This window comes from Terrabacter sp. LjRoot27, from assembly GCF_964254175.1.
Classification (GTDB): domain Bacteria; phylum Actinomycetota; class Actinomycetes; order Actinomycetales; family Dermatophilaceae; genus Terrabacter.
Window position 1 is genome coordinate 3,589,127 of the sequence record NZ_CAXUSS020000001.1, and the last position, 24,191, is coordinate 3,613,317.

21 protein-coding genes are annotated in these 24,191 nt (G+C 72.8%); 7 read left to right on the plus strand and 14 right to left on the minus strand.

Annotated elements, in window-relative coordinates; all coding sequences use genetic code 11:
• Positions 1-24: 24 nt before the first annotated feature.
• The 4 genes from ACSQ2D_RS16545 to htpX form a co-directional block, all read right to left on the minus strand.
• Positions 25-540 (minus strand): GNAT family N-acetyltransferase, encoded by a 516-nt coding sequence (locus ACSQ2D_RS16545; RefSeq protein ID WP_435987019.1) that lies wholly within the window; start codon positions 538-540, stop codon positions 25-27.
• Positions 537-1,364 (minus strand): hypothetical protein, encoded by an 828-nt coding sequence (locus ACSQ2D_RS16550; protein ID WP_435987020.1) that lies wholly within the window; start codon positions 1,362-1,364, stop codon positions 537-539. The genes ACSQ2D_RS16545 and ACSQ2D_RS16550 overlap by 4 nt, the downstream gene beginning before the upstream one ends.
• Before the next feature lie 2 nt (positions 1,365-1,366).
• The gene (gene pepN, locus ACSQ2D_RS16555; protein WP_435987021.1) at positions 1,367-3,865 is read right to left on the minus strand and encodes an aminopeptidase N; all 2,499 of its coding nucleotides are present in this window, start codon (positions 3,863-3,865) and stop codon (positions 1,367-1,369) included.
• 71 nt (positions 3,866-3,936) lie between these two features.
• Entirely contained in the window at positions 3,937-4,812 is an 876-nt protein-coding gene (gene htpX, locus ACSQ2D_RS16560; RefSeq protein WP_435987022.1) for a zinc metalloprotease HtpX, read from the minus strand.
• Positions 4,813-5,006: 194 nt separating this feature from the next.
• Between htpX and ACSQ2D_RS16565 the strand changes: the two genes are divergently transcribed.
• The gene (locus tag ACSQ2D_RS16565) at positions 5,007-5,603 is read left to right on the plus strand and encodes a hypothetical protein (protein WP_435987023.1); all 597 of its coding nucleotides are present in this window, start codon (positions 5,007-5,009) and stop codon (positions 5,601-5,603) included.
• An 86-nt stretch (positions 5,604-5,689) separates the two neighbouring features.
• Here ACSQ2D_RS16565 and ACSQ2D_RS16570 read toward each other — a convergent pair whose 3' ends face one another.
• The 10 genes from ACSQ2D_RS16570 to ACSQ2D_RS16615 all read right to left on the minus strand — a co-directional run bounded on the left by ACSQ2D_RS16570 (position 5,690) and on the right by ACSQ2D_RS16615 (position 15,373).
• Positions 5,690-7,288: a proton-conducting transporter transmembrane domain-containing protein gene (locus tag ACSQ2D_RS16570; protein ID WP_435987024.1), complete on the minus strand. Its 1,599-nt coding sequence runs from the start codon at positions 7,286-7,288 to the stop codon at positions 5,690-5,692.
• Positions 7,285-8,790, minus strand: a complete 1,506-nt coding sequence (locus ACSQ2D_RS16575; RefSeq protein ID WP_435987025.1) for a complex I subunit 4 family protein — start codon at positions 8,788-8,790, stop codon at positions 7,285-7,287. The genes ACSQ2D_RS16570 and ACSQ2D_RS16575 overlap by 4 nt, the downstream gene beginning before the upstream one ends.
• A complete protein-coding gene (locus ACSQ2D_RS16580; protein ID WP_435987026.1) occupies positions 8,781-10,694 on the minus strand; it encodes an NADH-quinone oxidoreductase subunit 5 family protein in 1,914 nt (637 codons plus the stop codon). The genes ACSQ2D_RS16575 and ACSQ2D_RS16580 overlap by 10 nt, the downstream gene beginning before the upstream one ends.
• A complete protein-coding gene (gene nuoK / locus ACSQ2D_RS16585) occupies positions 10,691-11,167 on the minus strand; it encodes an NADH-quinone oxidoreductase subunit NuoK (RefSeq protein ID WP_435987027.1) in 477 nt (158 codons plus the stop codon). The genes ACSQ2D_RS16580 and nuoK overlap by 4 nt, the downstream gene beginning before the upstream one ends.
• The gene (locus tag ACSQ2D_RS16590; RefSeq protein ID WP_435987028.1) at positions 11,164-11,757 is read right to left on the minus strand and encodes an NADH-quinone oxidoreductase subunit J family protein; all 594 of its coding nucleotides are present in this window, start codon (positions 11,755-11,757) and stop codon (positions 11,164-11,166) included. Before ACSQ2D_RS16590 ends, nuoK begins: the two co-directional genes overlap by 4 nt.
• Complete coding sequence (locus tag ACSQ2D_RS16595; RefSeq protein WP_435987029.1) at positions 11,754-12,692, minus strand: NuoI/complex I 23 kDa subunit family protein; 939 nt, start codon at positions 12,690-12,692, stop codon at positions 11,754-11,756. The genes ACSQ2D_RS16590 and ACSQ2D_RS16595 overlap by 4 nt, the downstream gene beginning before the upstream one ends.
• Positions 12,693-12,850: 158 nt before the next feature.
• Positions 12,851-13,819: an NADH-quinone oxidoreductase subunit NuoH gene (nuoH, locus tag ACSQ2D_RS16600; RefSeq protein WP_435987030.1), complete on the minus strand. Its 969-nt coding sequence runs from the start codon at positions 13,817-13,819 to the stop codon at positions 12,851-12,853.
• Complete coding sequence (locus ACSQ2D_RS16605) at positions 13,816-14,343, minus strand: NADH-quinone oxidoreductase subunit C (protein ID WP_435987031.1); 528 nt, start codon at positions 14,341-14,343, stop codon at positions 13,816-13,818. The genes nuoH and ACSQ2D_RS16605 overlap by 4 nt, the downstream gene beginning before the upstream one ends.
• Positions 14,340-14,930, minus strand: a complete 591-nt coding sequence (locus ACSQ2D_RS16610) for an NADH-quinone oxidoreductase subunit B (RefSeq protein WP_435987869.1) — start codon at positions 14,928-14,930, stop codon at positions 14,340-14,342. Before ACSQ2D_RS16610 ends, ACSQ2D_RS16605 begins: the two co-directional genes overlap by 4 nt.
• An 83-nt stretch (positions 14,931-15,013) precedes the next feature.
• Positions 15,014-15,373: an NADH-quinone oxidoreductase subunit A gene (locus ACSQ2D_RS16615; protein WP_435987032.1), complete on the minus strand. Its 360-nt coding sequence runs from the start codon at positions 15,371-15,373 to the stop codon at positions 15,014-15,016.
• 77 nt (positions 15,374-15,450) lie between these two features.
• On the opposite strand from ACSQ2D_RS16615, the gene ACSQ2D_RS16620 reads away from it, so the two are divergent.
• The 6 genes from ACSQ2D_RS16620 (at position 15,451) to ACSQ2D_RS16645 (ending at position 24,158) form a co-directional block, all read left to right on the plus strand.
• Positions 15,451-16,788: a hypothetical protein gene (locus ACSQ2D_RS16620; RefSeq protein WP_435987033.1), complete on the plus strand. Its 1,338-nt coding sequence runs from the start codon at positions 15,451-15,453 to the stop codon at positions 16,786-16,788.
• A 184-nt stretch (positions 16,789-16,972) separates the two neighbouring features.
• A complete protein-coding gene (locus tag ACSQ2D_RS16625; RefSeq protein WP_435987034.1) occupies positions 16,973-18,871 on the plus strand; it encodes a 2-oxoacid:acceptor oxidoreductase subunit alpha in 1,899 nt (632 codons plus the stop codon).
• Positions 18,868-19,956, plus strand: a complete 1,089-nt coding sequence (locus ACSQ2D_RS16630; RefSeq protein ID WP_435987035.1) for a 2-oxoacid:ferredoxin oxidoreductase subunit beta — start codon at positions 18,868-18,870, stop codon at positions 19,954-19,956. The genes ACSQ2D_RS16625 and ACSQ2D_RS16630 overlap by 4 nt, the downstream gene beginning before the upstream one ends.
• Positions 19,953-20,954 carry an EamA family transporter RarD gene (rarD, locus tag ACSQ2D_RS16635; protein ID WP_435987036.1) on the plus strand — a complete coding sequence of 334 codons (1,002 nt, stop codon included), beginning with the start codon at positions 19,953-19,955 and terminating at the stop codon, positions 20,952-20,954. The genes ACSQ2D_RS16630 and rarD overlap by 4 nt, the downstream gene beginning before the upstream one ends.
• 38 nt (positions 20,955-20,992) lie before the next feature.
• Positions 20,993-22,564 carry an MFS transporter gene (locus ACSQ2D_RS16640; RefSeq protein ID WP_435987037.1) on the plus strand — a complete coding sequence of 524 codons (1,572 nt, stop codon included), beginning with the start codon at positions 20,993-20,995 and terminating at the stop codon, positions 22,562-22,564.
• A 181-nt stretch (positions 22,565-22,745) separates the two neighbouring features.
• Positions 22,746-24,158, plus strand: a complete 1,413-nt coding sequence (locus tag ACSQ2D_RS16645; protein WP_435987038.1) for a class II fumarate hydratase — start codon at positions 22,746-22,748, stop codon at positions 24,156-24,158.
• Positions 24,159-24,191: the final 33 nt, after the last annotated feature.

Sequence of the window (24,191 nt, forward strand, 5' to 3'; positions counted from 1 at the left end):
CGGAGGATCTCCACGAACGAGCGGTCAACGGAGAGTCTTGGCGTACCAGACCTCGGCGTAGTCGCCGACGTTGAACGCCGGCACCTCGACGTAGCCCTGCCGGAGATAGAGCGCGCGGGCCTCGACGAGGTCGAGACGGGTGTCGAGGCGGACCCTCGTGGCACCCAGGTCGCGAGCGGCCTCCTCCGCCGCCGCGAGCAGGGCCGCCGCGAGGCCGGTCCCGCGCGCGTCCGGCCGGACGAACATCCGCTTGAGCTCCGCGACGTCGGACCGGTCCGGGACGAGGCGCACACCGACGCAGCCGACGAGCCGCTCCCCCGACCGCGCGACGACGAAGGCACCCGTCGGCGGGGCGAGGTCGTCGCTCGGCATCTCGGCGAGGCTCTGCTCGATCTCCTCGGGCGTCGAGTCGCGGTCCTCGTGCAGCCGGAACCAGCGGTCGCTGACGTCGACGAGGTAGTCACGCAGCAGGACGGCTGACTCCGCCGACGTGACGTCGGTCCGTTCGACGACCCACCCGCCCCGGGACGCCGGGCTCACCGCTCGGCGGGACCCGTGACAGCGACGCCGTCGGCGATGACCTCGGTCATGAACGCGATGAGGTCACGGCGGCGCCGGTCGGGGTCGGCGGCATACGTCGACGGGTCGTCAGGACGCTCCCGCACGCGCAGACCCTCGTCGACGATGTCGCGATGGTGCGGATAGGCCTCCCGCGCCCAACGGCCCGCCCCGGACTTCGACGTCGGTCGTCCCGTCACGAGCAGGTGGACGAGCCGCGGCGCGCCGAGGGCACCCCACTCGGCGGCCTGGGGCAACGAGGCCTCCCGCGGGTGGTGCTCCATCGCCTCGAGCTGTGAACGCCAGAACGTGTCGAGGTTCTCCCGAGTCGACCGGTGCAGCGCGGCGTCGTCGCTCCAGATCGTCAGGTCGCGAAGGTCCTTGCCGCGCAGGGTGATCCCGTGGTCGCGCAGCTCTCGCCACGTGATGTGCTTGATGTCGCAGTGCGTGCCGACGTCGAACCACTGGTGCAGGACGCCGGGTCCGTCGGGCACGACGTCGGGACTGCCGGCGAGGTCGTCGGCCGTGACGTAGAAGCCGTCGTGGTGCGGCTCCGGCCACCTCTTGTCGATCTCGGCGTGGATCCCGCGCAGCGCGTCCGTCTCGGCCTCCGTGGGACGGCGAGACGTGACGGCGACGAAGTCGATGTCGCTGCCGCCGTGGAACTCCCCGCCGAACCCGAGCGACCCGTGCAGGTAGAGACCCTCGAGCAGCCCCGGCACGCGCTCGTCGAGCAGCGCGAGGTGCGAGCCGCACACGTCGCGGACGACGTCCGGGAGCTCGTCGCGGGTCGGGGCGCCCACCACCGTCAGACGGCAGCGCCGAACGTCGCCCGCGAGGCGAGGGCCTCGCGCAGCTCGGCGTCGGCGTCGACGAGGGAGCGGTGGACCGCCGGAGTGAGATCGTCGCGCGAGATGGCCTCGGCGCTGAGCCGTGCCGTCTCGTCGTCGAAGACCCGCGGGAACGCGACGAGCACGACCCGCGACAGGGCGTCCTCCCCCACCCAGGCCGACATCGCCGGGACGTCGGTGAAGTAGCGCGGGACGTAGTCGGCGACGAGGGCGTCGTCGGGCGCGACCCAGAAGCCGCGCGCGAGGTGGACCATCTCGTAGTTGGACCGGCCCTGGCGTCCGGTCAGCTGCTCCCACGCCCATGCCTTGGCCTCCGCGTCGGGCAGACTGGCCCGGCACATGAGCGCGTTGAGCCCGCCCTGCAGGGTGTCGTCCTTGCCGCGGAAGCCCTCGACCTCCGCGACCCCGATGAGCCCGCGCGCCGCGAGGTTGCGCACGACGATCCAGCGGAAGTCACCGTCGTCCTCGAGCCCGGCCGGCAGACCCTGCCCGTCGGCCCACGCGCGCAGCAGCGCCTCGTCGTCGCTCGTGCCGGCGACGAGACGGGCCGCGGCCAGCGACTCGGTCGTCCCGGCCGTGGCCCGCTCGAGCAGCCCCACGCCGGCCCGGTTGAGACGGGCCATGGCCGCCTCCTGCGAGGCGCGCGGCACGAAGTACGGGACGATCCGGTGCTCGGCGTAGCCGGCGACACGGGTCAGGATCGAGGAGTTCGTCTCGAGCGGCCACACGGCGTCGAAGACGTCGAGGAAGGCCTCGGGCGACACCGTCGCGCCGTGGACGCCGTCGATGAGCGACGACCACACGACCGCGCGCGCCTGCTCGTCGGGGATCTGCCCGAGCTGGGAGGGCAGCGCGGCCACCGTGGCGTCGGACAGGCGTACGCGCGCCCACGTCAGGTCGGACGCGTTGGGCACGACGACGGCGGGTTCCGGGGTCCCCTCGAGCTCGGCCAGGGTGGTCTCCGGCCCGGTGACGGTCACCCGGACCCGTCCGAGCTCGCGCCCGTCGGTCCAGCCCGCGACGTCGAAGGCGTGCGGGCGGTCGGCCGGGCGGTCAGCGGGCGCCTCGCGCCGCACGACGGCCGACTCGACCACGCCGGCCTGCTCCTCGATGTCGACCGAGATCGTGTCGCGGTCGGCCGTGAGCAGCCAGGCCCGCGACCAGGCCTCGAGGTCCTTGCCGCTCGCCGTCTCGATCGCGGCGAGGAAGTCGGCGAGGGTGCCGTTGCCGTAGGACTTGTCGGTCAGGTAGGCGCGGACTCCCGCGATGAACTGGTCGTCACCGACGTACGCGATGAGCTGGCGCAGCGTGGCCGCGCCCTTGGCGTACGAGATGCCGTCGAAGTTCTGCAGCGCGCTCTGCGCGTCGAGCGCCTCGACGCCCGCGACGGGGTGGGTCGACGGGGACCGCTCGGCGCCGTAGCCCCACACCTTGCGCACGATCGAGGAGTCGACCCACGCGTCGGTGTACTCGGTCGCGTCGACGAGGCAGCGGTGCGACATGTACTCGGCGAACGACTCGTTGAGCCAGAGGTCGTCCCACCACTTCATCGTCACGATGTCGCCGAACCACATGTGCGACATCTCGTGGCTGACGGTGTTGGCCCGCGACAGCAGCTCGTCGCGCGTCGCGGCGCCGCGGTAGAGGTACTGGTCGCGGAACGTCACGCAGCCGGGGTTCTCCATCGCACCGGCGTTGAACTCCGGCACGAAGACCTGGTGGTACTCCCCGAAGGGGTAGCGGATGCCGAAGAGCCCGTGGAAGTAGTCGAACGACCGCTTCGTCACGTCGAAGAGCTCGGCCGCGTGCCGCTCGAGCGGCTCACGCAGCGAGGCCCGCGCATGAAGGCCCAGGGGTATGCCGTCGTGCTCGTCGTGCACGGAGACGTACGGTCCGGCGCACACCGTCATGAAGTACGTCGCGAGCGGCTTCGTCGTGGCGAGCGTCCACGTGCCCGCGCCCGCCTGCGAGGCGGCGCCGTTGCCGATGACCGTCCAGTCGAGGGGCGCGTGGACCGTGACGTCGTAGGGCGCCTTGAGGTCGGGCTGGTCGAAGCACGCGTAGACGCTGGGGGCGGCGTCGAGGAAGAGGTGGCCGTAGACGTAGTCGAGGTCGTCGGCGGGATCGGTGGCCCGGTGCAGCCCCTGGCCGTCGTGGCTGTAGGCCATCGTCGCGGCGACGACGAGCTCGTTGTCCGCGGCGAGGCCCGGCAGCGGGAGACGCCCGTCGACGACGCCGGCCGGGTCGAGCGGCTCGCCGTTGAGCGAGAGCGTCTCGACGGTGCGGGCCTTGAGGTCGATCCACGAGTCGGCGCCCGGCGTGGCGCACGTGAACCGGACGCTGGTGCGCGAGCCGAAGACCTCCGCCCCCTGGTCGAGGTCGAGCTCGACGGCATACGACGTGACGGTGATCAGCGAGGATCGCTCGCGGGCTTCGGCCAGGGTGAGACTGCGCATGGGGGCGAGCCTGCCAGATCGGCGGGCCCGCCGTCGCCCGGGTGGGCTCTCGTCGTGGACGACCCGCCCGGTCAGCGGTGGAGCGGACCGCCGGCCATGCTCTCGAGACGCGCGATGCGCTGGTCCATCGGGGGGTGCGTCGAGAGGAACCGGGTGACGTCCTGCGCCCGGAAGGGGCTCGCGATCATCATGTGGCTCGCGTTGACGATGTCCTGGGAGGGAGCGAGCGGCGCGCGGGCGACGCCGGACTCGAGCTTGCGCAGTGCCGAGGCGAGGGCGAGCGGGTCACCCGTCAGCTTCGCGCCGTCCTCGTCGGCGTCGTACTCGCGGGTGCGGCTGATCGCCATCTGGATCATCATCGCGGCCATCGGCGCGAGAAGGCTCATCGCGAGCAGCGCGAGCGGGTTGGGACGGTCCTCGTCGGAGCCGCCGCCTCCGAAGATGCTCGAGAACATCAGCATCTGGCCGATCGAGGTGATGACACCGGCGACCGCCGCGGCGACCGAGCTGGTGAGGATGTCGCGGTTGTAGACGTGCATGAGCTCGTGACCGAGCACGCCCCGCAGCTCGCGCTCGTCGAGCAGGCCGAGGATGCCCTCGGTGCAGCAGACCGCGGCGTTCTGCGGGTTGCGGCCCGTCGCGAAGGCGTTCGGCGCCTGGGTCGGGCTGATGTAGAGGCGTGGCATCGGCTTGCCGGCGGCGGTCGAGAGCTCGCGCACGATGCGGTACATCGCCGGCGCCTGCGCCTCGGAGACCGGGTAGGCGTGCATGGCCCGGATCGCGAGCTTGTCGCTGTTCCAGTAGCCGTAGAACGTCATCGCGACGCCGATGAGGGCGAAGAACCAGATGAAGCGCCCGCCGCCGACGAGCGCGCCGATCCCGAGCAGGAGGGCCCAGATGCCGCCGAAGAGGGCGGCCGTCTTGAGCCCGTTGAAGTGGTTGTGCATGTCGGGTGAACGACCGACCCGCAACGCGTGTTCCCACTGGGAGTCGGCTGGGAGAGCGCTGGGAGCAGCCTCGGCGATCTCTGTGACCCAGATCTCCCGCCGACATCGTTGAACGGGCAACTTATCTACTACATGCGGTAGTAGTTTTGCGGTGTTGGGGAACCCGACATCCCATCCGATGAAAGAAGCACATGATGCGCAAGACTCTCGACCGGCTGATCTCGTGGACGGGCCTCATCATGGCCGTCGTCCTGGCGGTGGCCGGTGCTCTCCTGATCTACGCGAGCAGCTTCGTCGCCAGCAACGTCAAGGAGCAGCTGAGCCAGCAGAACATCACGATGCCGGCAGCCGCCGCGCTCGAGACCCAGGACCAGAAGGACGCCCTGCTGCAGTACGCCGGCCAGAAGATGGAGAACGGCGCCCAGGCCAAGGCCTTCGCCGACCACTACATCCTCGTGCACATGAACACGCAGTCCAACAACAAGACCTACTCCGAGGTCTCGGGCGAGTACCTCAAGGCCGTCAAGGACCCCGACGCCGACCCCGAGACGGTCCAGGCCCTCGGCGACCTGCGCCAGAGCCTCTTCATGGGCAACACCCTGCGGGGCCTCCTGCTCAACGCGTACGCCTTCGGCACCATGGGCACGATCGCGTTGTATGCCGGTATCGCAGCCCTGCTCGCAGCCGCTCTGCTGCTCGTGCTCTCACTGCTCGGCCTGCGCCACGCCAAGACCGCCGACGACGAGGCCGTCGCCGCCGGTGCTGCTCCGCAGCCGGCCCTCACCACCTGACCGGTGCGGACGGTCGCACCGTGCTCGACCGCTGACGGCCCCGAGGCCTCCTTCGCCTCGGGGCCGTCAGCGCGTGCCGGGTCGCGTCAGCCGAGGAGACGCAGGAGCAGGTCGGGCTGGACGCTGACGACGACGAGCACGGCGGACGCGAGGACGAGCCCGGCGACCATGACCGGGCGTCGTCGCGCGACGGAGGCCGGTGCGGGGGCAGCGGCCTCGGACGTCGGCGCACCCGAGACGCTGTCGGGAGCCACCTCGGGGGCGGTGATCACGGCGCGCAGCCAGCGCAGGTAGACGGCGACCCCGATCACGGCGTTGACCGCGGCGACGACCGCGAGCCAGACCCAGCCCTCGGCGACGACCGGTCGCAGGGCCGTGATCTTGCCGACGAGGCCGATGACGCCGGGCGGGAGCCCCGCGAGCGACGTCAGCGCCAGGGCGAGCGCGCCGGCGCGCCACGGGCTGCGCTGCCACAGTCCCTCGTAGGCGGCGATGGAGCGGCCCGCGCCGGGTCGGTCGCGCACGGTGACCGCGACGACGGCGAAAGCCACCAGGGTCGCGACGACGTAGGTGAGCAGGTAGGTCGCGCTGGCGCCGACCCCGAGGGCCGAGATGCTGACGAGCGGCAGCACGACCCACCCCGCCTGCGCGACCGTCGACCACGCGAGCAGGCGCACGACGTCGTCCTGGCGCAGGGCCATGACGTTGCCGAGCGTCATGCTGAGCGAGGCGAGCAGCGCGATGGACAGCAGGGCAGGCGTCCCGAGCGCGGCGACCGCCCGGAGCACGACGAGCAGCGCCGCGAGCGCCGCGATCTTGGAGACCGTCGCGAGGAAGGTCGCCACGGGCACCGACGAGCCGGCGTATGCCGTGGGCGTCCACGCGTGGAAGGGCACGAGCGAGAGCTTGAAGCCGACGCCGGCGACGACGAGGACCGTGGCCAGCGCGACGACCCCGCCCGAGACCGACGGGAAGACGACGGCCGTCGCTGCACCCGAACCGGCCGAGAAGGCACCTCCCGACGCGAGCGCGGCGTCCGGGGTCAGGAACGGGCTCCCGGTCGCGGCGAACCACAGCGCGACGCCGAGCACGAGCAGCGCGAAGGACACGAGGGACGTCACGAGCAGCTGCGTGGCGCCCGCCACGGCCGACCGACGGCCGGAGAGGGCGACGAGCGCGATGACGGGCAGGGTCGCGAGCTCGAGCGCGATGAGCCACGTGCCGACGTCGCGGCTGGCCGCCACGACGACGGTGCCGGCCAGGGCGGCGAGCAGGAGCACGGCCTCGACCGGCTCCCGGGTGCTGTCGGCCGGACGCCGTCGCCGCGTGCGGGGCCAGGCCAGGGCGATGCAGACGACCGCCGAGACGGCGGCCGCGAGCTGGAGGGTGCTGCCGAGCGCGTCGGCCTGCCACAGGCAGACCTGCGGCAGCCCGTCGACCGTGGGCGCCGCCGCGCTCGCGGCGGTCCGCCCGGTCAGGCAGAACGTCTCGCGGGTCGACCCGCCGCCGAGCGCGAGCCCCGGCACGGTGGCCACGGCGGACCCGATCGCGGCGAGACCGGCGATGGCGTAGGGCACCCGGCGCAGGCGCGGCGCGACGAGGTCGGCGACGAGCACGAGCACGAGGCCGGCGACCGGCACGATCGCCGGCAGGAGCATGGCGTAGTCGATGGCGAGGCCCTTCACGGCGACACCCCCAGGCCGGAGAGCAGGCCGGACGTCGCGGCGTCCGAGAGGCCGAGCAGCAGGTGCGGGAGCACCCCGAGCGTGACGATGACGGCGACGAGGGTCACGGCGACGGCCCAGCGGGCGCCACGGGCGTCCGCCACCGGCTCGGCAGCCGGCCCCTGCGCCGCGTCGCTGCCCTCTCCCGCCCACACGATCCGGGCGACCCGGAGCGCGTAGGCCGCCGCGAGCGCGAGGCCCACGGCACCCAGCACGACGCAGACGCGCAGGAGCGCGACGGGCCGGTCGGGAGCGGGCGACCATGCGGCATACAGCGCGAGGAACTCACCCCAGAAGCTGACGAGGCCGGGCAGCCCGAGCGCGGCCGCCAGGCCGACGACGAGTGCCAGTGCGAAGCGAGGCGCCTTGTCGCGCAGGGCGGCCCGGGCGACGTGCAGGTCGGACGACCCCCACTGCTCCTTGAGGTCGCCGACGACGAAGAAGAGCAGGGCCGCGACGACTCCGTGCGCGATGTTGCCGAAGAGCGCCGCCTGCAGGCCGGTCTCGCTGCCCGACGCGATGGCGAGGGCGACGAAACCCATGTGCGCGACGGAGCTGTAGGCGATGAGGCGCTTGAGGTCGCGCTCGACGAGGCAGGCCAGGCCTCCCCAGAGGATCCCGACGACGCCGAGGATCGCGAGGACCGGGCTCAGCTGGGCGACTCCCTCGGGCACGGTGCCGACGGCGAGCCGGACGATGCCGTAGGTCCCCATCTTGAGCAGCACCGCGGCGAGGAGCACCGACCCGGCGGTGGGGGCGATGGTGTGCGCCGACGGCAGCCACGTGTGCAGCGGCCACAGCGGCACCTTGATGCCGAGCCCGAGCAGCAGGATCGCGGCGATCGCGACCTGGAGCGGACGGGAGAGGCCCGCGCCGTGACGGTCGGCGAGAACGGTGAGGTCGCTCGTCCCCTGGTGGTGGACGAGGAAGAGGATGCCGACGAGCATCAGCGTCGAGCCGAGCACCGTGAAGAGGACGAAACGGCCCGCGGCGTCGGCGCGCGTCTCGTCGGGCACGTGGTCGTCACCGAAGCGCCGCACGAGCACCCACATCGGCACGAGCACGACCTCGAAGGCGATGAAGAAGAGGATCGCGTCGCGCGCCATGAAGGTCGCGAGCGCACCGGCCTCGACGAGCAGGATGCAGCCGAGGAAGGTCGAGCCGGTGCCCCCCTTGGGGATCGGCCCGGTCAGCGCGTGCGCGACGACGGCGACGGTGAGCAGGGCCGTGAGGAGCACGAGCGCCGCCGAGATGCCGTCGACGCCGAAGTGCCAGCGCACACCGAGCGAACGGATCCACGGCACGTCCACCTCGTGGCGGCCCCAGACGACGACGACAGCGAGCACCGCCGTCACGACGGTGGACCCGAGCGCGATGCCGCGCTCGACCGTCGACTCGCCGGGAATCGCGATGAGGGCGATCGCCGCGAGCAACGGCAGCAGGAGCATGAGGGTCAGCGCCATGCGGCCACCCCCAGGACGGCGACGACCACGACGCCGACGAGCAGGCTGAGCAGCGAGAGCGAGGGCACCGCGCGGTGGCCGCGCTCCCCCGCCCGGCCGGCGGCGCGGGCGACCACGGCCGTCGCGCGCGGGTAGGCGTCGACGACGTCGCGGTCGAGCGCCACGACGAGCCGCGCGACCGCGGTGACCGCTCGGCCGACGCCGACGTATGCCGTGTCGACGCCGAAGCCACGCACCGCGGGCTCCCGGACGCGGCCGGGGACACGGTCGGCGACGTCGAGCCGGCCGCGGTCGCTGAGGGACCACACGGCATACGCGGCGCCGGCGACGAGCAGCACGGACAGGAGCGCACTGAGGAGCCCGACGTGCACGCCGCCGCGGAGGCTGACGAGGAAGAGGGTGCCGACGACGGTGAGGGCGGCGAGCCCGGACACGACGAGCGCGGCCGGGAGCGTGATCGGTGCGTGGCCGTGGGCGTGGACCCGCTCGACCTCGGCGTCGTCGGCGCTGTCGGTGGTGGTCACGACGGCGACGTCCTCCTCGGCGACGACGGCGGGGCCGGGGTCGGGCAGGTCGCCCGTCGCGGCGACCGGGGTGTCGAGCAGCAGCCAGGCCCGGGTGCAGTAGGCGGCCGTGAGCACGACGGTGACGAAGAGGGCCACGACGACGAGCCACGCGCGGAAGCCGCCACCGCCCGCCGCGCCCTCGAGCGCCGCGTCGATGACGGTGTCCTTGGTGAAGAAGCCGATGAGCGGAGGCACCCCGGCCAGGGCGGCGAGGCCGATCCCCATCGACCAGCGCAGCGCACCGGTCGGGCGCAGTCGGCCGCGCAGTGCGGCGACGGCCGTGGCGCCGGCGAGCACCGAGAGCCAACCGGCCCCGAGGAAGAGCAGCGACTTGAAGAACGCGTGGCCGACGAGGTGCGCGATGCCGGCGCCGGGCCCGAGCTCGGCCGGTGCCGCGGCGAGGGCCGAGAGCATGATCGCGATCTGGCTCAGGGTCGAGTAGGCGAGCATCCGCTTGAGGTCGGTCTGCACAAGCGCGAGCAGCGCGGCGTAGACCATGGTCACCGCGGCCAGGACGGCGAGCAGCGTGCGCGCACCGTCGTGCCCGGCGTAGAGGCTGAAGAGGCGCGCGATGACGTAGGTGCCGGCCGCGACCATCGTCGCCGCGTGGATGAGGGCCGACGCCGGGGTCGGGCCCTCCATCGCGTCGGGGAGCCAGTCGTGGAACGGGACGAGACCCGACTTGCCGGCGACGCCGATGACGACGCCGACGAGCCCGATCGTGAGCAACGTGCCGTCACCGGTGGCTGTGAGCACCGCCATGAGGTCGGTGGACCGGGCCCGCACCGAGAGCGCGACGATGCCGACGACCATGGCGATGTCGGCGACCCGGGTGACGATGAAGGCCTTGTACGCCGCTCGCCTCGCCGCCGCGCGCTCGCTGTCGTGGCCGATGAGCAGCCATGAGCACCAGCCCATGACCTCCCAGCCGACGAGCATGAGGACGAGGTCGCCCGACTGGACGAGGAGCAGCATGCCGGCCGCGAAGAGCGAGACGGTCGCGGCGAACTGGCCGTAGCGGGGGTCGTCGCGGAGGTACCACGCGGTGAAGACCTGGATGCCGAGCACGACGAGGGCGACGACGAACGCCACGAGGCCGGAGACGCGGTCGGAGAGCAGGTGCAGCGGCACCGAGAGGTCGCCGAGCGGCAGGCTGCCGATGGAGTCGATGTCGGCGGTGCGCGACGGCGCGATCCACTGGATGAGTCCGAGCAGCGCGACGTAGGCCGACACCGCGACGGCGACGGCTGCTGCGAGGCCGCGCTGGCGCCGGGCGAGCAGCCCGACGAGGGCCGCCAGCGCCGGGAGCACGACGATCATCCGCACGATCCAGCTCATGCGGCGCCCTCCCCCGCTGCCGTCGCCGGCTCACGTCGGGTCTCCGCGTCCCGGGCGTCGTCCCGGCTGTCCCGGCTGTCCCGGCTGCCCCGGCTGCCCCGGTCTCTGTGCCGGCCGTCCCGGTCGTCGGCCAGCTCGTCGGGCTCGTCCGGCTCGTCGGGCCCGTCGTCGCTGAGGTCGGGGACCGCCGTGAGGTCGATGTGCCCCGTGCGGCGGAACATCACGAGGATGATCGCGAGCGCCACGGTGATCTCGGCCGCGGCGATCGTGATGACGAAGAGGGTGAGGACGGGACCGGCCGAGAGGGGTGCGCCGGGGCGCGACCCGGCCGTGACGAGCAGCAGGTTGGCGGCGTTGAGGATCAGCTCGACCCCGATGAGCACGAGGACGGCGTTGCGGCGCGCGAGGACGCCGTAGACACCGATGCCGGCCAGCAGCGCCGCGAGGGCGGCGGGCAGCGAGAGGTGGATCATCCGCGGCCGCCCTCCTGCGCGCCCGTCGTGACGGGGCTCTGCCGCCGGACGCCGTCGCCACGGTCGCCGGCGTCGCCAGCGTCGCGGTGCAGGACGAGACGCGACACGGCGAAGGCGCCGATGAGCGCGACGAGGAGCAGCACCGAGAGCAGCTCGAAGGGCCAGACCCACGTGCCGAAGACGGCCTGCGCCACCTGGGGCGTGGTCGTCGTCGGGGTGTCGAGGTCGACGCTCGCTCCGGAGAAGAGCGGGAGCAGCAACGATGCGAGCAGCGCCGTCGTCGCGGCGCCGAGGAGGGCGCCGGCCAGGCGCTGCCACCACGGGGTGTCGATCTCGGCGTGGGGGCCGATCGGCGCGCGGGTCAGCATGAGCGCGAAGAGGACGAGCACGACGATGGCGCCGACGTAGACGAGCAGCTGGACGAGTCCGACGAGCTCCTGCCCGAGCACGAGGTAGGCGCCGGCCAGCGAACCGAGGGAGACGAGGAGCCACAGCGCCGCGTGCACGACCTGCTTCGTCGTGACCGACAGCAGCGCTGACAGAGCCGTCACGGCGCCGACCGCGGTGAAGACGATGTCGCGGGTCGTCACTCGCTCCCCTCCTCGTCGGTCGACACCGTCGGCATGACCTGCGTCGAGTCCCCTTGTGCGGCAGCACGGTCCGCGGCCTGCTCGGCCTCGGCGCCGTCGGCGGGCGGGAGGACGGAAGTCTCCTCCGCAGCGGGCAGGCTCGCGGTGCGCTCGGCCGCCGGCAGCGGGGCCGTGCGCTCGGCCGAGGGCTGGGCTGCCGGCTCGACCGCGGGCATCACCCGCGTCTGCTCGGCAGCGGACTGGGCGGCCGGCTCGACCGCGGGCATGACCCGCGTCTGCTCGACCGCGGGCTGGGCGGGCGCGGGCTGGGCGGGCGCGGGCTGGGCGGGCGCGGCGGCCGGCGGCGTCGTGGTCTCGCGGCGCACCCGCGTCGGGCGGGCGGCGGCCCCGGCCCCACGCGTACCACCAGCGTCGCCTCCGGCGGACCCGCGGGCCGGCTTCGCCGCGGCCGTGACCTCGGCGGGGTCGGCGCTGCCGGGGTCGAGGGCCGGCGGCGCCGGGACGGTGGCCATCCACGCGCCGAGGCGGTCCTTCTCGTGGAGCAGGTCGCGGATGTCGGTCTCGGCGTACTCGAACTCCGGGCTCCAGTGCAGCGCGTCGAACGGGCAGACCTCGATGCAGATGCCGCAGTACATGCAGAGCGAGAAGTCGATGGCGAAGCGGTCGAGCACGTTGCGCTGGCGGGCGCGGCCGCCCGGCGTCGTCGGGGGCAGCTCCTCCTTGTGCGAGTCGATGTAGATGCACCAGTCGGGGCACTCGCGCGCGCAGAGCATGCACGAGGTGCAGTTCTCCTCGGTGAGCGCGATCACCCCGCGTGACCGGGGTGGGAGCGCGGGCGAGACGTCGGGGTACTCGGCCGTGTGCGTGTGCCGGGTCAGCGACTTCGCCGTCGTCGCGAGCCCCTTGACGAGCCCCGGGATGATGCCGTCAGCCATGTCCGCTCACCTCCTCTTCCACCGTCGAAAGGCCACAATCTGTGCTCCACCGTCCCCGTGCTTGCACCGTCGAAAGGCCACAAACCGGGGCGACGGCGCCCACCGGGCCGCTCGTGGGCCCCGGTTTGTGGCCTTTCGACGGTTGAGGGTGTGGTGGGTCATGAGGTCAGCACCACCCCGACGGCGGTGAGGGCCAGCTGGAAGAGGGCCATCGGCACGAGCCACACCCAGGCGAGGCGCTGGAGCTGGTCCTCGCGCATGCGCGGCCACGACACGCGCAGCCAGATGACGATGACCGCGACGAGGAAGCCCTTGAGCACGGTCCAGAGCCAGCCGAGCCACTGCTCGAAGGGCCCGGACCAGCCGCCGAGGTAGAGCACGGCGAAGAGCAGCGACATGACGACGATGCCGGCGTACTCGGCGAGCAGGAAGAAGGCGAAGCGCAGACCGGTGTACTCGGTGAAGGCGCCGAAGACGATCTCGGAGTCGGCGAGCGGCATGTCGAAGGGCGGGCGCTGCAGCTCAGCGAGGGCCGCGACGAGGAAGACGACCGCACCGGGGAGCTGCCACAGCAGCCACCACGGGTTCCACGCCTCGGCGATGGAGACGAGCGAGAGGCTGCCCGCGGCGAGCGCGACCGAGGCGACCGCGAGCACCATCGGCAGCTCGTAGGACACGAGCTGCGCGGCGGCGCGCATCGCGCCGAGCAGGGAGTACTTGTTGGCCGAGGCCCACCCGGCCATGAGGGTGCCGATGATGCCGACCCCGATGACGGCGAGGACGAGCACGACGCTCGCGTCGACGTCGGCCCCGACGACCCGGGGCGACAGCGGGATGACCGCGAGGGCCACGAGGTAGGGGATGAGCGCGACGAACGGGGCGAGGCGGAAGACCCACCGGTCGGCCCGCGCCGGGGTGATGTCCTCCTTCTGGACGAACTTCACCCCGTCGGCGACGAGCTGCGCCCACCCGTGGAAGCCGCCGGCGTACATCGGCCCGAGCCGGCCCTGCATGTGGGCCATGACCTTGTGCTCGGTCTGGCCGACAAGCAGCGGCAGCACGAGGAAGGCCGCGAGCACCGCGACAGCGCGCAGCACGACCTCGAGCCACGGAGCGAGGTCGCTCATCGCGGCCCCCACTCCGGGCCGGGGACGCCGGGCGCCTGGACACGTCGACGGCCGGGCGCGCGGGCGGAGTCGTGGCCCTCGCCGGGCTCCTTGGCGCCGGGCCAGGCCTTGCTGGCGCGGGCCGCGAGGACGAAGGACTTGCGCAGCGGCGTGCCCTCGAAGCCGTCGGGCAGCAGGAGCGGGCGCAGGCCGAGGCCGCTGCCGTCGTCGAAGCCGTCGAAGTCGATGCCGAACATCTCGTGGGTCTCGCGCTCGTGCCACGCCGCGCCGCGGAAGATCCCCGTCAGCGACGGGACGGGCAGCCCCTCGGGGACGCGGGTGCGCAGCAGGACCGACGTCAGCGCGCCGGGCTCGCGCGTGTCGAGCAGGTGGCAGACGACGTCGAAGCCCGCGTCGTCGCCCTCGCGGTCGGTCTCGTCGACGGCCGTCAGCCAGTCGAAGTACGCGTAGCCCTCCTCACGGAGCGAGAGCACCGTGCTCGACCACTCCCCGAAGGGCACGTCGCGCACGTCGGTGACCCTCACCGGCCGTCCTCCCCCGGCTTCGCACCACGGCGCAGGAGGGGACGGCGGAGGTCACCGGCGCTGCCGACGCGCGTGCCGGCATACCTCCCCTTGAGCTTCTGGGTCGACAGGCGCTCGGTCGCGATCTGCTCCTGCAGGCGGATGATGCCGTGCAGCAGCGCCTCGGGACGCGGCGGGCAGCCGGGGACGTAGACGTCGACGGGGACGATCTGGTCGACGCCCTTCGTCACGGAGTACGAGTCCCAGTAGGGGCCACCGGAGTTGGAGCAGGCACCGAAGGAGATGACGTACTTCGGCTCGGGCATCTGGTCGTAGAGACGACGGATCGCCGGCGCCATCTTGTCGGTGACGGTGCCCGAGACGATCATCAGGTCGGCCTGGCGCGGACCCGGGGCGAACGGGATGACACCGAGCCGGATGAAGTCGTGGCGGCCCATCGACGCGGCGATGAACTCGATGGCGCAGCAGGCGAGCCCGAAGTTGAAGACCCACAGGGAGTAGCGCCGTCCCCAGTTGAGCACGACCTTGATCGGCTTGGGAGCGTGGGCGCCGAGGACGCCCATCGACGCCGGCCCGATGGTCGGCATCGGCAGGCTGACGGGCCGGCTGGTGGGCTGGCTGGTGGGCTGGCTGGTGGGCTGGCTGGTGGGCTGGCTGGTGGGCTCGTCCATCACACCCACCTCAGCAGGCCGCGGCGGCCCGCGTGGGCCAGGCCGAGCACGATGACGCCGATGAAGATGCCCATCTCGACGAGGCTCGCGCGACCGAGGTCGGCGTCCCGGATGACGGTCGCCCACGGGAAGAGGTAGATCGCGTCGACGGCGAAGATGACGTAGAGGAAGGAGAAGACGAAGTAGCGGACCTTCGTCTGGGCCCAGCCCTCGCCGACCGGGTCGACGCCCGACTCGTACGTCGTCAGCTTGGCTGCGTGCGCGGCGCGCGGGGCGAGGAGCCGTCGCACGACCATCGCCGCCGTGACGAGCAGGACGCCCGCCCCCAGCACCGCTGCGACGGCCACGTACCCGGACATGACGGCCAGCCTATCCATGCCGGTACGCGAGTGGCGCGGTCCCCGTGACCGGCTTCCCGTGGCTAGGCTCGGGCCCCATGTCGGTCAGGGGTGATGTGACGGGGGCGGCGCGTGTCCGCCTGCCGCTGCGGGTGCTTCCCGTGTGGGCTGCCGGGGTGCTCGCGCTCCTCGTCGGCACCGCGTGGCCGTCGCTCGCCCTGACCGCGTGGGTCCAGCGGGGCGGCCCGTGGTTCTGGTGCTTCGCGCTCGGCTGCCTCGCCCCCGTCGCCGCGACCTACCTGCGCTTCGGCGACGAGCGGGCGGTGCGCGCGGTACGCGGCATCCACGTCCCCGCCGAGGAGCGCGAGCAGGTGCTGCAGGCCGCGCTGGCCCGCGAGGGGCTCGGCGACGTCCTCGTCTGGGAGGGCGCCCTCGACGACGACGCGCCCATCGGCCTGGCCGGCTACGGCCGCCGCCACGTCGTCGTCCCCGTGGGCGTCGACGTCGAGCCGTCGCAGCTCGCCCGGGCCGCACGGGACGACTACGCCACCGGACGCCCGTGGGTGCGGCCGGTGGCCACCTTCTGGCGGTCGACGCTGCACGGGCCGGTCGACCTCGCCGTGGGCGTGGCCCGCCGGGCGCTGCGCCTGCGCCTCCGGGACGAGCCGCGCGCCGACGACGGCACGGGGCCGGTGCTCGACGGCAGCCGCGCCGTGGCGCCGCTCGAGTCGATCCTCGCCTTCGTCGCCGCCCCGCTCACCGGGTGCGTCGTCGCCATGGCTACGGCCGCAGCCGTCGGCGCCGACCGCTTCGGGGTCGACCCCGACGGGCCCTGGCTCACGGTGGCCGCCTACGCCATCCTCTCCGGCCTCGTCTGGCTCGCCCTGCTCGTCCAGCCCCGCACCTGGCGGGAGTTCGACGTGCCCGGCGCGGTCCCGACGCCGGACGCACCGCGGTGGAAGGGCACCGAGGACGCACGCGTGCTGCGTCGCAACCACGCGGTCGTCGCCGGGCGCCGGAGCCTCGTCAACCTCTTCGGCCCGTTCACGTCGTGGTTCGTCGCGAGCCTCTGGATCCTCTCCGTGCCGCTCGGGCTCGCCGAGCGCTTCGGCTGGGTCCGGGAAGCCACCAGGCCCTACCAGGTGACCTACGTCGTGCTCGCCGTGCCCGCGATCGCGCTCGGCATCACCGCGTTCCGGTCGGCGTGGGGCCTGCGCCGGGGCAGCCCCCACGCCGTCCTCGCCTCCGGCGCGGTCTACGTGCTCGTCACCGGCCTGACCCCGCTGCTCATGTGGATCGTCGCCCGCGCCGGCATCCTCGACGAGTCCTCCCCGGTGGCCCTCGTCGTCTGGGCCGCCGCCCTGACGACCCTGCTGGCGGTCGGCCTCGGTGGGCTCGCCCGGCACCTGCTCGGTCGGCTCGCGCGACGCACCTGACGGCATACGCCCTCGGTCGGAGGCCGTGCGGGCCCGACGGCTGGGTCCGCGTCCCGACCGCCACGCCTGTCCACGTGATGGCAACCTGCGCAAATGTGCTCGGAGGGCGACATAGCATGGAAGTTGCCCGCCGCACAGGGCCCCGGGCAGTGAATCGTATGGAAGTTCGAGGACGTCGCAGAGCATGAGAGCCAAACTGGTCCAGAAGCTCGATCGCGTGGTCATCCGATTCGCCGGGGACTCCGGTGACGGCATGCAGCTCACCGGCGACAGGTTCACGTCGCAGACGGCGCTGCTCGGCAACGACCTGTCGACGCTGCCGAACTTCCCCGCCGAGATCCGGGCGCCCCAGGGCACGCTGCCCGGCGTCTCGAGCTTCCAGCTGCACTTCGCCGACCACAACGTGCTGACCCCGGGTGACGCCCCCGACGTCCTCGTCGCGATGAACCCCGCCGCCCTCAAGGCCAACCTGCGCGACCTGCCGCGCGGCGCCGCGATCATCGTCAACACCGACGAGTTCACCAAGCGCAACCTCTCCAAGGTCGGCTACGTCGAGAGCCCCCTCGAGGACGGCTCCCTGGAGAGCTACGACGTGCACCCCGTCGCGCTGACGTCGATCGCCGTCGAGGCCCTGGCGTCGTTCACCGACCTGACCCGCAAGGAGAAGGAGCGCGCGAAGAACATGTTCGCGCTCGGCCTCCTCTCCTGGCTCTACACGCGTCCGATGGACGGCACCGAGGCGTTCCTCAAGAGCAAGTTCGCCGACAAGCCCGAGATCCTCGAGGCCAACCTCGCCGCCCTGCGCGCGGGCTTCAACTACGGCGAGACGACCGAGGACTTCGCCGTCGCCTACGAGGTCGCCCCGGCCACGATGCCCGCCGGCACCTACCGCAACGTCACCGGCAACGTGGCGCTGTCGCTCGGCCTCGTCGCCGCCGCGCACCGCGCGCACCTGCCGCTCTTCCTCGGCAGCTACCCCATCACCCCGGCGTCCGACATCCTCCACACCCTCGCCGGCCTCAAGCGCTACGGCGTCGCGACGATGCAGGCCGAGGACGAGATCGCCGGCGTCGGCGCCGCCCTCGGCGCGTCCTTCGGCGGGGCGCTCGGGGTCACGACGACCTCGGGTCCCGGCCTCGCGCTCAAGGCCGAGACGATCGGCCTGGCCGTGTCGCTCGAGCTGCCGCTCATCGTCTGCGACATCCAGCGCGGCGGTCCGTCGACCGGCCTGCCGACCAAGACCGAGCAGGCCGACCTCCTCCAGGCCCTCTTCGGCCGCAACGGCGAGTCGCCCGTGGCCGTCGTGGCGCCCGCGACGCCGGCCGACTGCTTCGACATCGCCGTCGAGGCCGTGCGCATCGCGACGACCTACCGGACCCCGGTCATCGTCCTGTCCGACGGCTACCTCGCCAACGGCTCCGAGCCGTGGCGGCTCCCGCGCACGGCCGAGCTGCCCGACATCGCCGTGGAGTTCGCGACCGAGCCGAACGCGGTGGACGACAAGGGCCAGCCGACCTTCCACCCGTACCTCCGCGACCCCGAGACCCTCGCGCGGCCGTGGGCGATCCCGGGCACGCCCGGCCTCGAGCACCGCGTCGGCGGCATCGAGAAGGCCGACGTCACGGGCAACATCTCCTACGACCCCGACAACCACGACCACATGACGCGCCTGCGCCAGGCCAAGATCGACGGGATCGCCGACACCATCGGCGCGCTCGAGGTCGACGACCCGTCCGGCGACGCCGACGTGCTCGTCCTCGGCTGGGGCTCGACGTTCGGCCCCGTCGCGGCGGCCGTACGCCTCGCGCGGGCCACCGGGGCCCGCGTCGCCCAGGCGCACCTGCGCCACCTCAACCCGTTCCCCGCCAACACCGGCGACGTGCTCCGCTCCTACCAGCGCGTCATCGTGCCCGAGATGAACCTCGGCCAGCTCGCGATGCTGCTGCGGGCGAAGTACCTCGTCGACATCGAGTCGCACACCTCGGTGCGCGGCCTGCCGTTCCAGGCGGGCGAGCTCGCCGACGTCATCGCCACCGCCGTGGCGTCCGTCTCGGACGTGCCCCTGAAGGAGGCCGCCAAGTGACGATCGAACTGGGTATGCCGTCCAGCGGGCCAGGCGCCCCCGGCGCCCTCGGCACCACCGGTGTCCCGCGCCTCACCGACGGCACAGCGCTGACGAAGAAGGACTTCACGTCCGACCAGGAGGTGCGCTGGTGCCCCGGGTGCGGTGACTACGCGATCCTCGCCGCCGTGCAGGGCTTCCTGCCCGAGCTCGGGCTCAAGCGCGAGAACATCGTCTTCGTCTCGGGCATCGGGTGCAGCTCGCGCTTCCCGTACTACCTCGACACCTACGGCATGCACTCGATCCACGGACGTGCGCCCGCGATCGCGACGGGGCTCGCCGCGACGCGCGAGGACCTCTCGGTCTGGGTCGTCACCGGTGACGGCGACGCGCTCTCGATCGGCGGCAACCACCTCATCCACGCGCTGCGCCGCAACGTCAACCTCAAGATCCTGCTCTTCAACAACGAGATCTACGGCCTGACCAAGGGGCAGTACTCCCCCACCTCGCACGTCGGCCAGGTGACGAAGTCGACGCCGCTCGGCTCGCTCGACACGCCCTTCAACCCGGTGTCGCTCGCGCTCGGCGCCGAGGCGAGCTTCGTGGCCCGCACCATGGACTCCGACCGTCAGCACCTGACCGGGGTGCTGCGCGCCGCGGCCGAGCACCGCGGTTCGGCGCTCGTCGAGATCTACCAGAACTGCCCGATCTTCAACGACGGCGTCTTCGACGTCCTCAAGGACCGCACCGAGGCGGCCGCCCGCATCCTGCACCTTGCCGACGGTGAGGAGGTCGGGACGGCTGAGACGGTCGTCGTGCGCGACGACCGCGGGTCGCTGGCCGTCGTGCCGCGGGCCGAGGCAGACCCGGCCCGCATCGTGCGCCACGACGTCTCGGCGGCCGACCCGTCCGCGGCGTTCGCGCTCTCGCGGCTCGACAGCCCCGAGCTCGGGCACGTCCCGATGGGTGTCTTCCGCAACGTGCAGCGTCCGACCTACGACGACTCCCTGCGCGAGCAGATCGCCTCCGCCCGCACCGGTGAGGTCACCGACGCCGACATCGACGCCCTGCTCGCCGGTCGGGACACCTGGACCGTGGGGGCGTGACCGCCCGCGAGACCGCCCCGTCCGTCGCACCCAGCCTGTCCGGCCCGCTCGGGTCGGGGTCGACGGCGCCCCACGGGGAGGTCGGGCGGGGCACCCTGCTCGGCTTCGCGGCATACGGCCTCTGGGGGCTCTTCCCGCTCTACTTCGACGCGCTCAAGCCCGCCGGGCCGTGGGAGATCCTCGCCCACCGCATCCTCTGGACGCTGCTCTTCTGCGTCGTCGTGCTGCTCGTCGTGCGCGACCTCGGCTGGATCCGCCCGCTCCTGCGACGGCCCCGGCTGCTCGCCGGCACGGCGGTCGCGGCAGTGCTCATCGCGGTCAACTGGGTGGTCTACGTCGCGGCCGTCACCTCGGGCAACACGTCCGAGGCCGCGCTCGGCTACTTCCTCAACCCCCTCGTCACGGTGGCGCTCGGCGTCGTCGTGCTCGGTGAGCGCCTACGCGTCCTGCAGTGGGTGGCCGTCGGCATCGGCGTCGTCGCCGGCGTCTACCTCGGGGTGTCCGGCGGACGCGTGCCGTGGGTGGCGCTGACGCTCGCCGTGTCCTTCGCGCTCTACGGGCTGACGAAGAAGAAGGTCGGGGTCAGCCTCGACGCCATCCACGGGCTCACCGTCGAGACGGTCGTGCTCGCGCCGGTCGCGGTCGTGCTGCTGCTCGTCGTCGGTGCGCAGGGCGGCCTCGAGTTCGGCCTGCACGGTGGGGTGCACACCTCGCTGCTCGTCCTGTCGGGCCTCGTCACCGCCGTGCCGCTGCTGTGCTTCGCCGCCGCCGCCCGGCGCATCCCGCTCGTGTCGATCGGGCTCATCCAGTTCATCACCCCGGTCATGCAGCTGCTCTGCGCCGTCGTGCTGCTCGACGAGCACATGCCGCGCGAGCGGTGGATCGGCTTCGGCATCGTCTGGCTCGCGCTCATCGTCCTCACGGTCGACTCGCTCGTCAGCCTGCGCGGTGCGCGCGCCGCGAGACGCGACCTGCCCGTCGACGACTGCCCGCGCTGAAGCCCCGGTCGCCGCGCCTGCGGTGACAGACTGCCGGTGTGAGCGACGTCGTCCTGGGCTCCCGCACCGGCCGTTTCGTCATCGCGGCCGCCGTGCTCGGCTCGGGCATGGCCCTGCTCGACGGGACCGTGGTCAACGTCGCCCTCGTCCGGATCGGCGAGGAGCTCGGCGCGAGCCTCGCGGAGCTGCAGTGGATCACCAACGGCTACCTGCTCGCGCTCGCCTCGCTCATCCTGCTCGGCGGCTCGCTCGGTGACCGCTTCGGACGACGCCGGGTCTTCGTCATCGGGGTCGTGTGGTTCACCATCGCCTCCGCCGCGTGCGGACTCGCCCAGACACCGGTCCAGCTCATCGTCGCCCGGGTGCTCCAGGGCGTCGGTGGCGCACTGCTGACGCCGGGCAGCCTCTCGATGATCCAGGCGTCCTTCCGTCCCGACGACCGGGGCAAGGCCATCGGCACGTGGTCCGGGCTCGGTGGCATCGCGGCGGCCCTCGGCCCCTTCGTCGGCGGGTGGCTCGTGCAGTACGCCAGCTGGCGGTGGGCCTTCCTCGTCAACCTGCCGCTCGGTGCCGCGACCGTCTGGATCGCACAGCTGCACGTCCCCGAGACGCGGGACGAGCGGGCCGACCACCGGTTCGACGTGACCGGCGCGGTGCTGGCGACGCTCGCCCTCGGGACGACGACCTTCGCCCTCATCCAGCACGAGACGCTCGGACCTGCGGCGGCGGTGGGCGTGGGTCTCGTGGGCCTCGCCATCGGTGCGGTCTTCGTCGTCGTCGAGCGCCGCACCTCGCACCCGATGGTCCCGCCGGCCCTCTTCGCGTCACGCCAGTTCAGCGCGGCCAACGCGATGACCCTGCTCGTCTATGCCGCCCTGGGCGCCGTCTTCTTCTTCCTCACCCTCCAGCTCCAGACCGTGCTCGGCTACGGCCCGCTGCTCGCCGGCATGGCCTCGCTCCCGGTGACCGTGCTCATGCTCCTCTTCGCCGCACGGGGCGGGGAGCTCGCCTCGCGCATCGGGCCGCGCCTGCCGATGACCGTGGGCCCGGTCGTGTGCGGGGTCGGCGCCCTGCTGCTGTCGGGCGTGGGCGCGGGCTCGACCTACTGGACCGGCGTCCTGCCCGGCATCTCCGTCTTCGGCCTCGGGCTCACCCTGCTCGTCGCGCCGCTGACGGCGACGGTCCTCGCCGCGGCGCCCGACCGCTACGCCGGTGTGGCCAGCGGCGTCAACAACGCCGTCGCCCGTGCGGGCAGTCTCCTCGCCGTCGCGGCGCTGCCGGCCGTCGTGGGGCTCAGTGGCTCGGACTACGCCGTCCCGGAAGCGTTCTCGTCGGCCTACCGGACGGCGATGCTCATCTGCGCCGGGCTGCTCGGGGCCGGCGGTGTCGTGTCGTGGCTGCTCATCCGCAACCCGACGCGTGCGCCGTCCGGCCCGGACGCGACGGGCGGCGAGCGGGACGGCGAGGCGGTCACGGTGGGCCCGGTGGGCACGGTGGGCACGACACGGCATACGCCGGCGGTACCGGCCGGGTGGTCGTGCGCCGGCTCCGAGGGGTGTCCGGGAACGGCGCACCACGACGAGCCGTCCACCGCTCGCACCACCCCCTGACCCACCCCCGCCGGTTCCCGCGCCGCGGCCCCCGAACCGTCACCATCCGGGCCCTACCCCACCGGTTCCCGCGCCGCGGCCCCCGAACCGTCACCATCCGGGCCCTACCCCACCGGTTCCCGCGCCGCGGCCCCCGAACCGTCGCGCTGCCGCGCGGGCGGGGCTGGCGCATGATGGGGGCATGAGCGACGTGGCAGGGCAGGGCTTCCGGACCGAGCACGACTCGATGGGCGACGTGCAGGTGCCCGCCGACGCGTTGTGGGGCGCGCAGACCGCGCGGGCCGTCGAGAACTTCCCGATCAGCGGGCAGCCGGTGCCGCCGGGCGTCGTCCACGCCCTCGCCCGGCTCAAGGCCGCCGCCGCAGACGTCAACGCCGAGCTCGGCGTCCTCGACGCCGACCGGGCCCGGGCCATCTCGACCGCAGCCGGCGAGGTCGCGGACGGCGCCCACGACGACGAGTTCCCGATCGACGTCTTCCAGACCGGCTCCGGCACGTCGACCAACATGAACGTCAACGAGGTCGTGGCACGGATCGCACATCTCGCGAGCGACCTCGACGTCCACCCCAACGACCACGTCAACGCGGGCCAGTCGAGCAACGACACCTTCCCGAGCGCCCTGCGGATCGCGGCGACGACGGCCAGCGTCCTCGACCTCGTGCCGGCCCTCGAGCACCTGGCGCTCGCACTCGGTCGCAAGGAGGCCGAGTTCGCCGATGTCGTCAAGGCCGGACGCACCCATCTCATGGACGCCGTGCCCGTGACGCTCGGCCAGGAGTTCGGCGGCTACCGGCGGCAGATCGAGCTCGGGGCGAGCCGGGTGCGCACCGCCGCCGAGGCGACGAGCGAGCTGCCCCTCGGTGGCACGGCCGCGGGCACCGGCCTCAACGCGGCACCGGGCTTTGCCCGCAGGGTGATCGAGCGCGTGTCGGGCGTCACCGGCATCCCGTTCCGCGAGGCGGCGAACCACTTCGAGGCGCAGTCGGCGCAGGACGCCGTCGTCGAGCTGTCCGGGGCGCTCAAGGTCGTGGCCGTGAGCCTGACGAAGATCTGCAACGACCTGCGCTGGATGAGCTCCGGGCCCCGCACCGGCCTCGGCGAGATCCATTTGCCCGACCTGCAGCCCGGGTCGAGCATCATGCCCGGCAAGGTCAACCCGGTCGTGCCCGAGGCGACCCTCATGGCGTGCGCGCAGGTCATCGGCAACGACGTCACCATCACCACGGCCGGGGCCGCGGGCAACTTCGAGCTCAACGTCATGCTGCCGGTCATGGCCAAGAACGTCCTCGAGTCGATCGGGCTGCTCGCCTCGACGAGCCGGCTCCTCGCCGACCGGTGCATCGACGGCATCACCGCCGAGGTCGAGCACGCGCGGGCGCTCGCCGAGGGCTCACCCTCGATCGTCACCCCGCTCAACCGCTACCTCGGCTACGAGGCGGCGGCAGGCGTGGTCAAGCAGGCCGTCAAGGAGCGCCGCACGATCCGCGACGTCGTCATCGCGCAGGGTCACGTGTCCGACGGGAAGCTCACCGAGGAGCAGCTCGACGAGGCCCTCGACGTCCTCTCGATGACCCGGCCGGACACCGGAGCCTGAGGGCACCCCAGCAACCGGCGCCGAGGACGTATG

Excerpts from the sequence above, each read along its gene's own strand:
- ACSQ2D_RS16580 (WP_435987026.1), bottom strand. The coding sequence starts at position 10,694 with ATGAGCTGGATCGTGCGGATGATCGTCGTGCTCCCGGCGCTGGCGGCC.
- ACSQ2D_RS16615 (WP_435987032.1), bottom strand. The coding sequence starts at position 15,373 with ATGTCCGGGTACGTGGCCGTCGCAGCGGTGCTGGGGGCGGGCGTCCTG.
- ACSQ2D_RS16625 (WP_435987034.1), top strand. The coding sequence starts at position 16,973 with ATGAGAGCCAAACTGGTCCAGAAGCTCGATCGCGTGGTCATCCGATTC.
- nuoK (WP_435987027.1), bottom strand. The coding sequence starts at position 11,167 with ATGATCCACCTCTCGCTGCCCGCCGCCCTCGCGGCGCTGCTGGCCGGC.
- ACSQ2D_RS16620 (WP_435987033.1), top strand. The coding sequence starts at position 15,451 with ATGTCGGTCAGGGGTGATGTGACGGGGGCGGCGCGTGTCCGCCTGCCG.
- ACSQ2D_RS16565 (WP_435987023.1), top strand. The coding sequence starts at position 5,007 with ATGCGCAAGACTCTCGACCGGCTGATCTCGTGGACGGGCCTCATCATG.
- ACSQ2D_RS16595 (WP_435987029.1), bottom strand. The coding sequence starts at position 12,692 with ATGGCTGACGGCATCATCCCGGGGCTCGTCAAGGGGCTCGCGACGACG.
- ACSQ2D_RS16610 (WP_435987869.1), bottom strand. The coding sequence starts at position 14,930 with ATGCCGACCATCGGGCCGGCGTCGATGGGCGTCCTCGGCGCCCACGCT.
- ACSQ2D_RS16575 (WP_435987025.1), bottom strand. The coding sequence starts at position 8,790 with ATGGCGCTGACCCTCATGCTCCTGCTGCCGTTGCTCGCGGCGATCGCC.
- pepN (WP_435987021.1), bottom strand. The coding sequence starts at position 3,865 with ATGCGCAGTCTCACCCTGGCCGAAGCCCGCGAGCGATCCTCGCTGATC.
- nuoH (WP_435987030.1), bottom strand. The coding sequence starts at position 13,819 with ATGAGCGACCTCGCTCCGTGGCTCGAGGTCGTGCTGCGCGCTGTCGCG.
- htpX (WP_435987022.1), bottom strand. The coding sequence starts at position 4,812 with ATGCACAACCACTTCAACGGGCTCAAGACGGCCGCCCTCTTCGGCGGC.
- ACSQ2D_RS16645 (WP_435987038.1), top strand. The coding sequence starts at position 22,746 with ATGAGCGACGTGGCAGGGCAGGGCTTCCGGACCGAGCACGACTCGATG.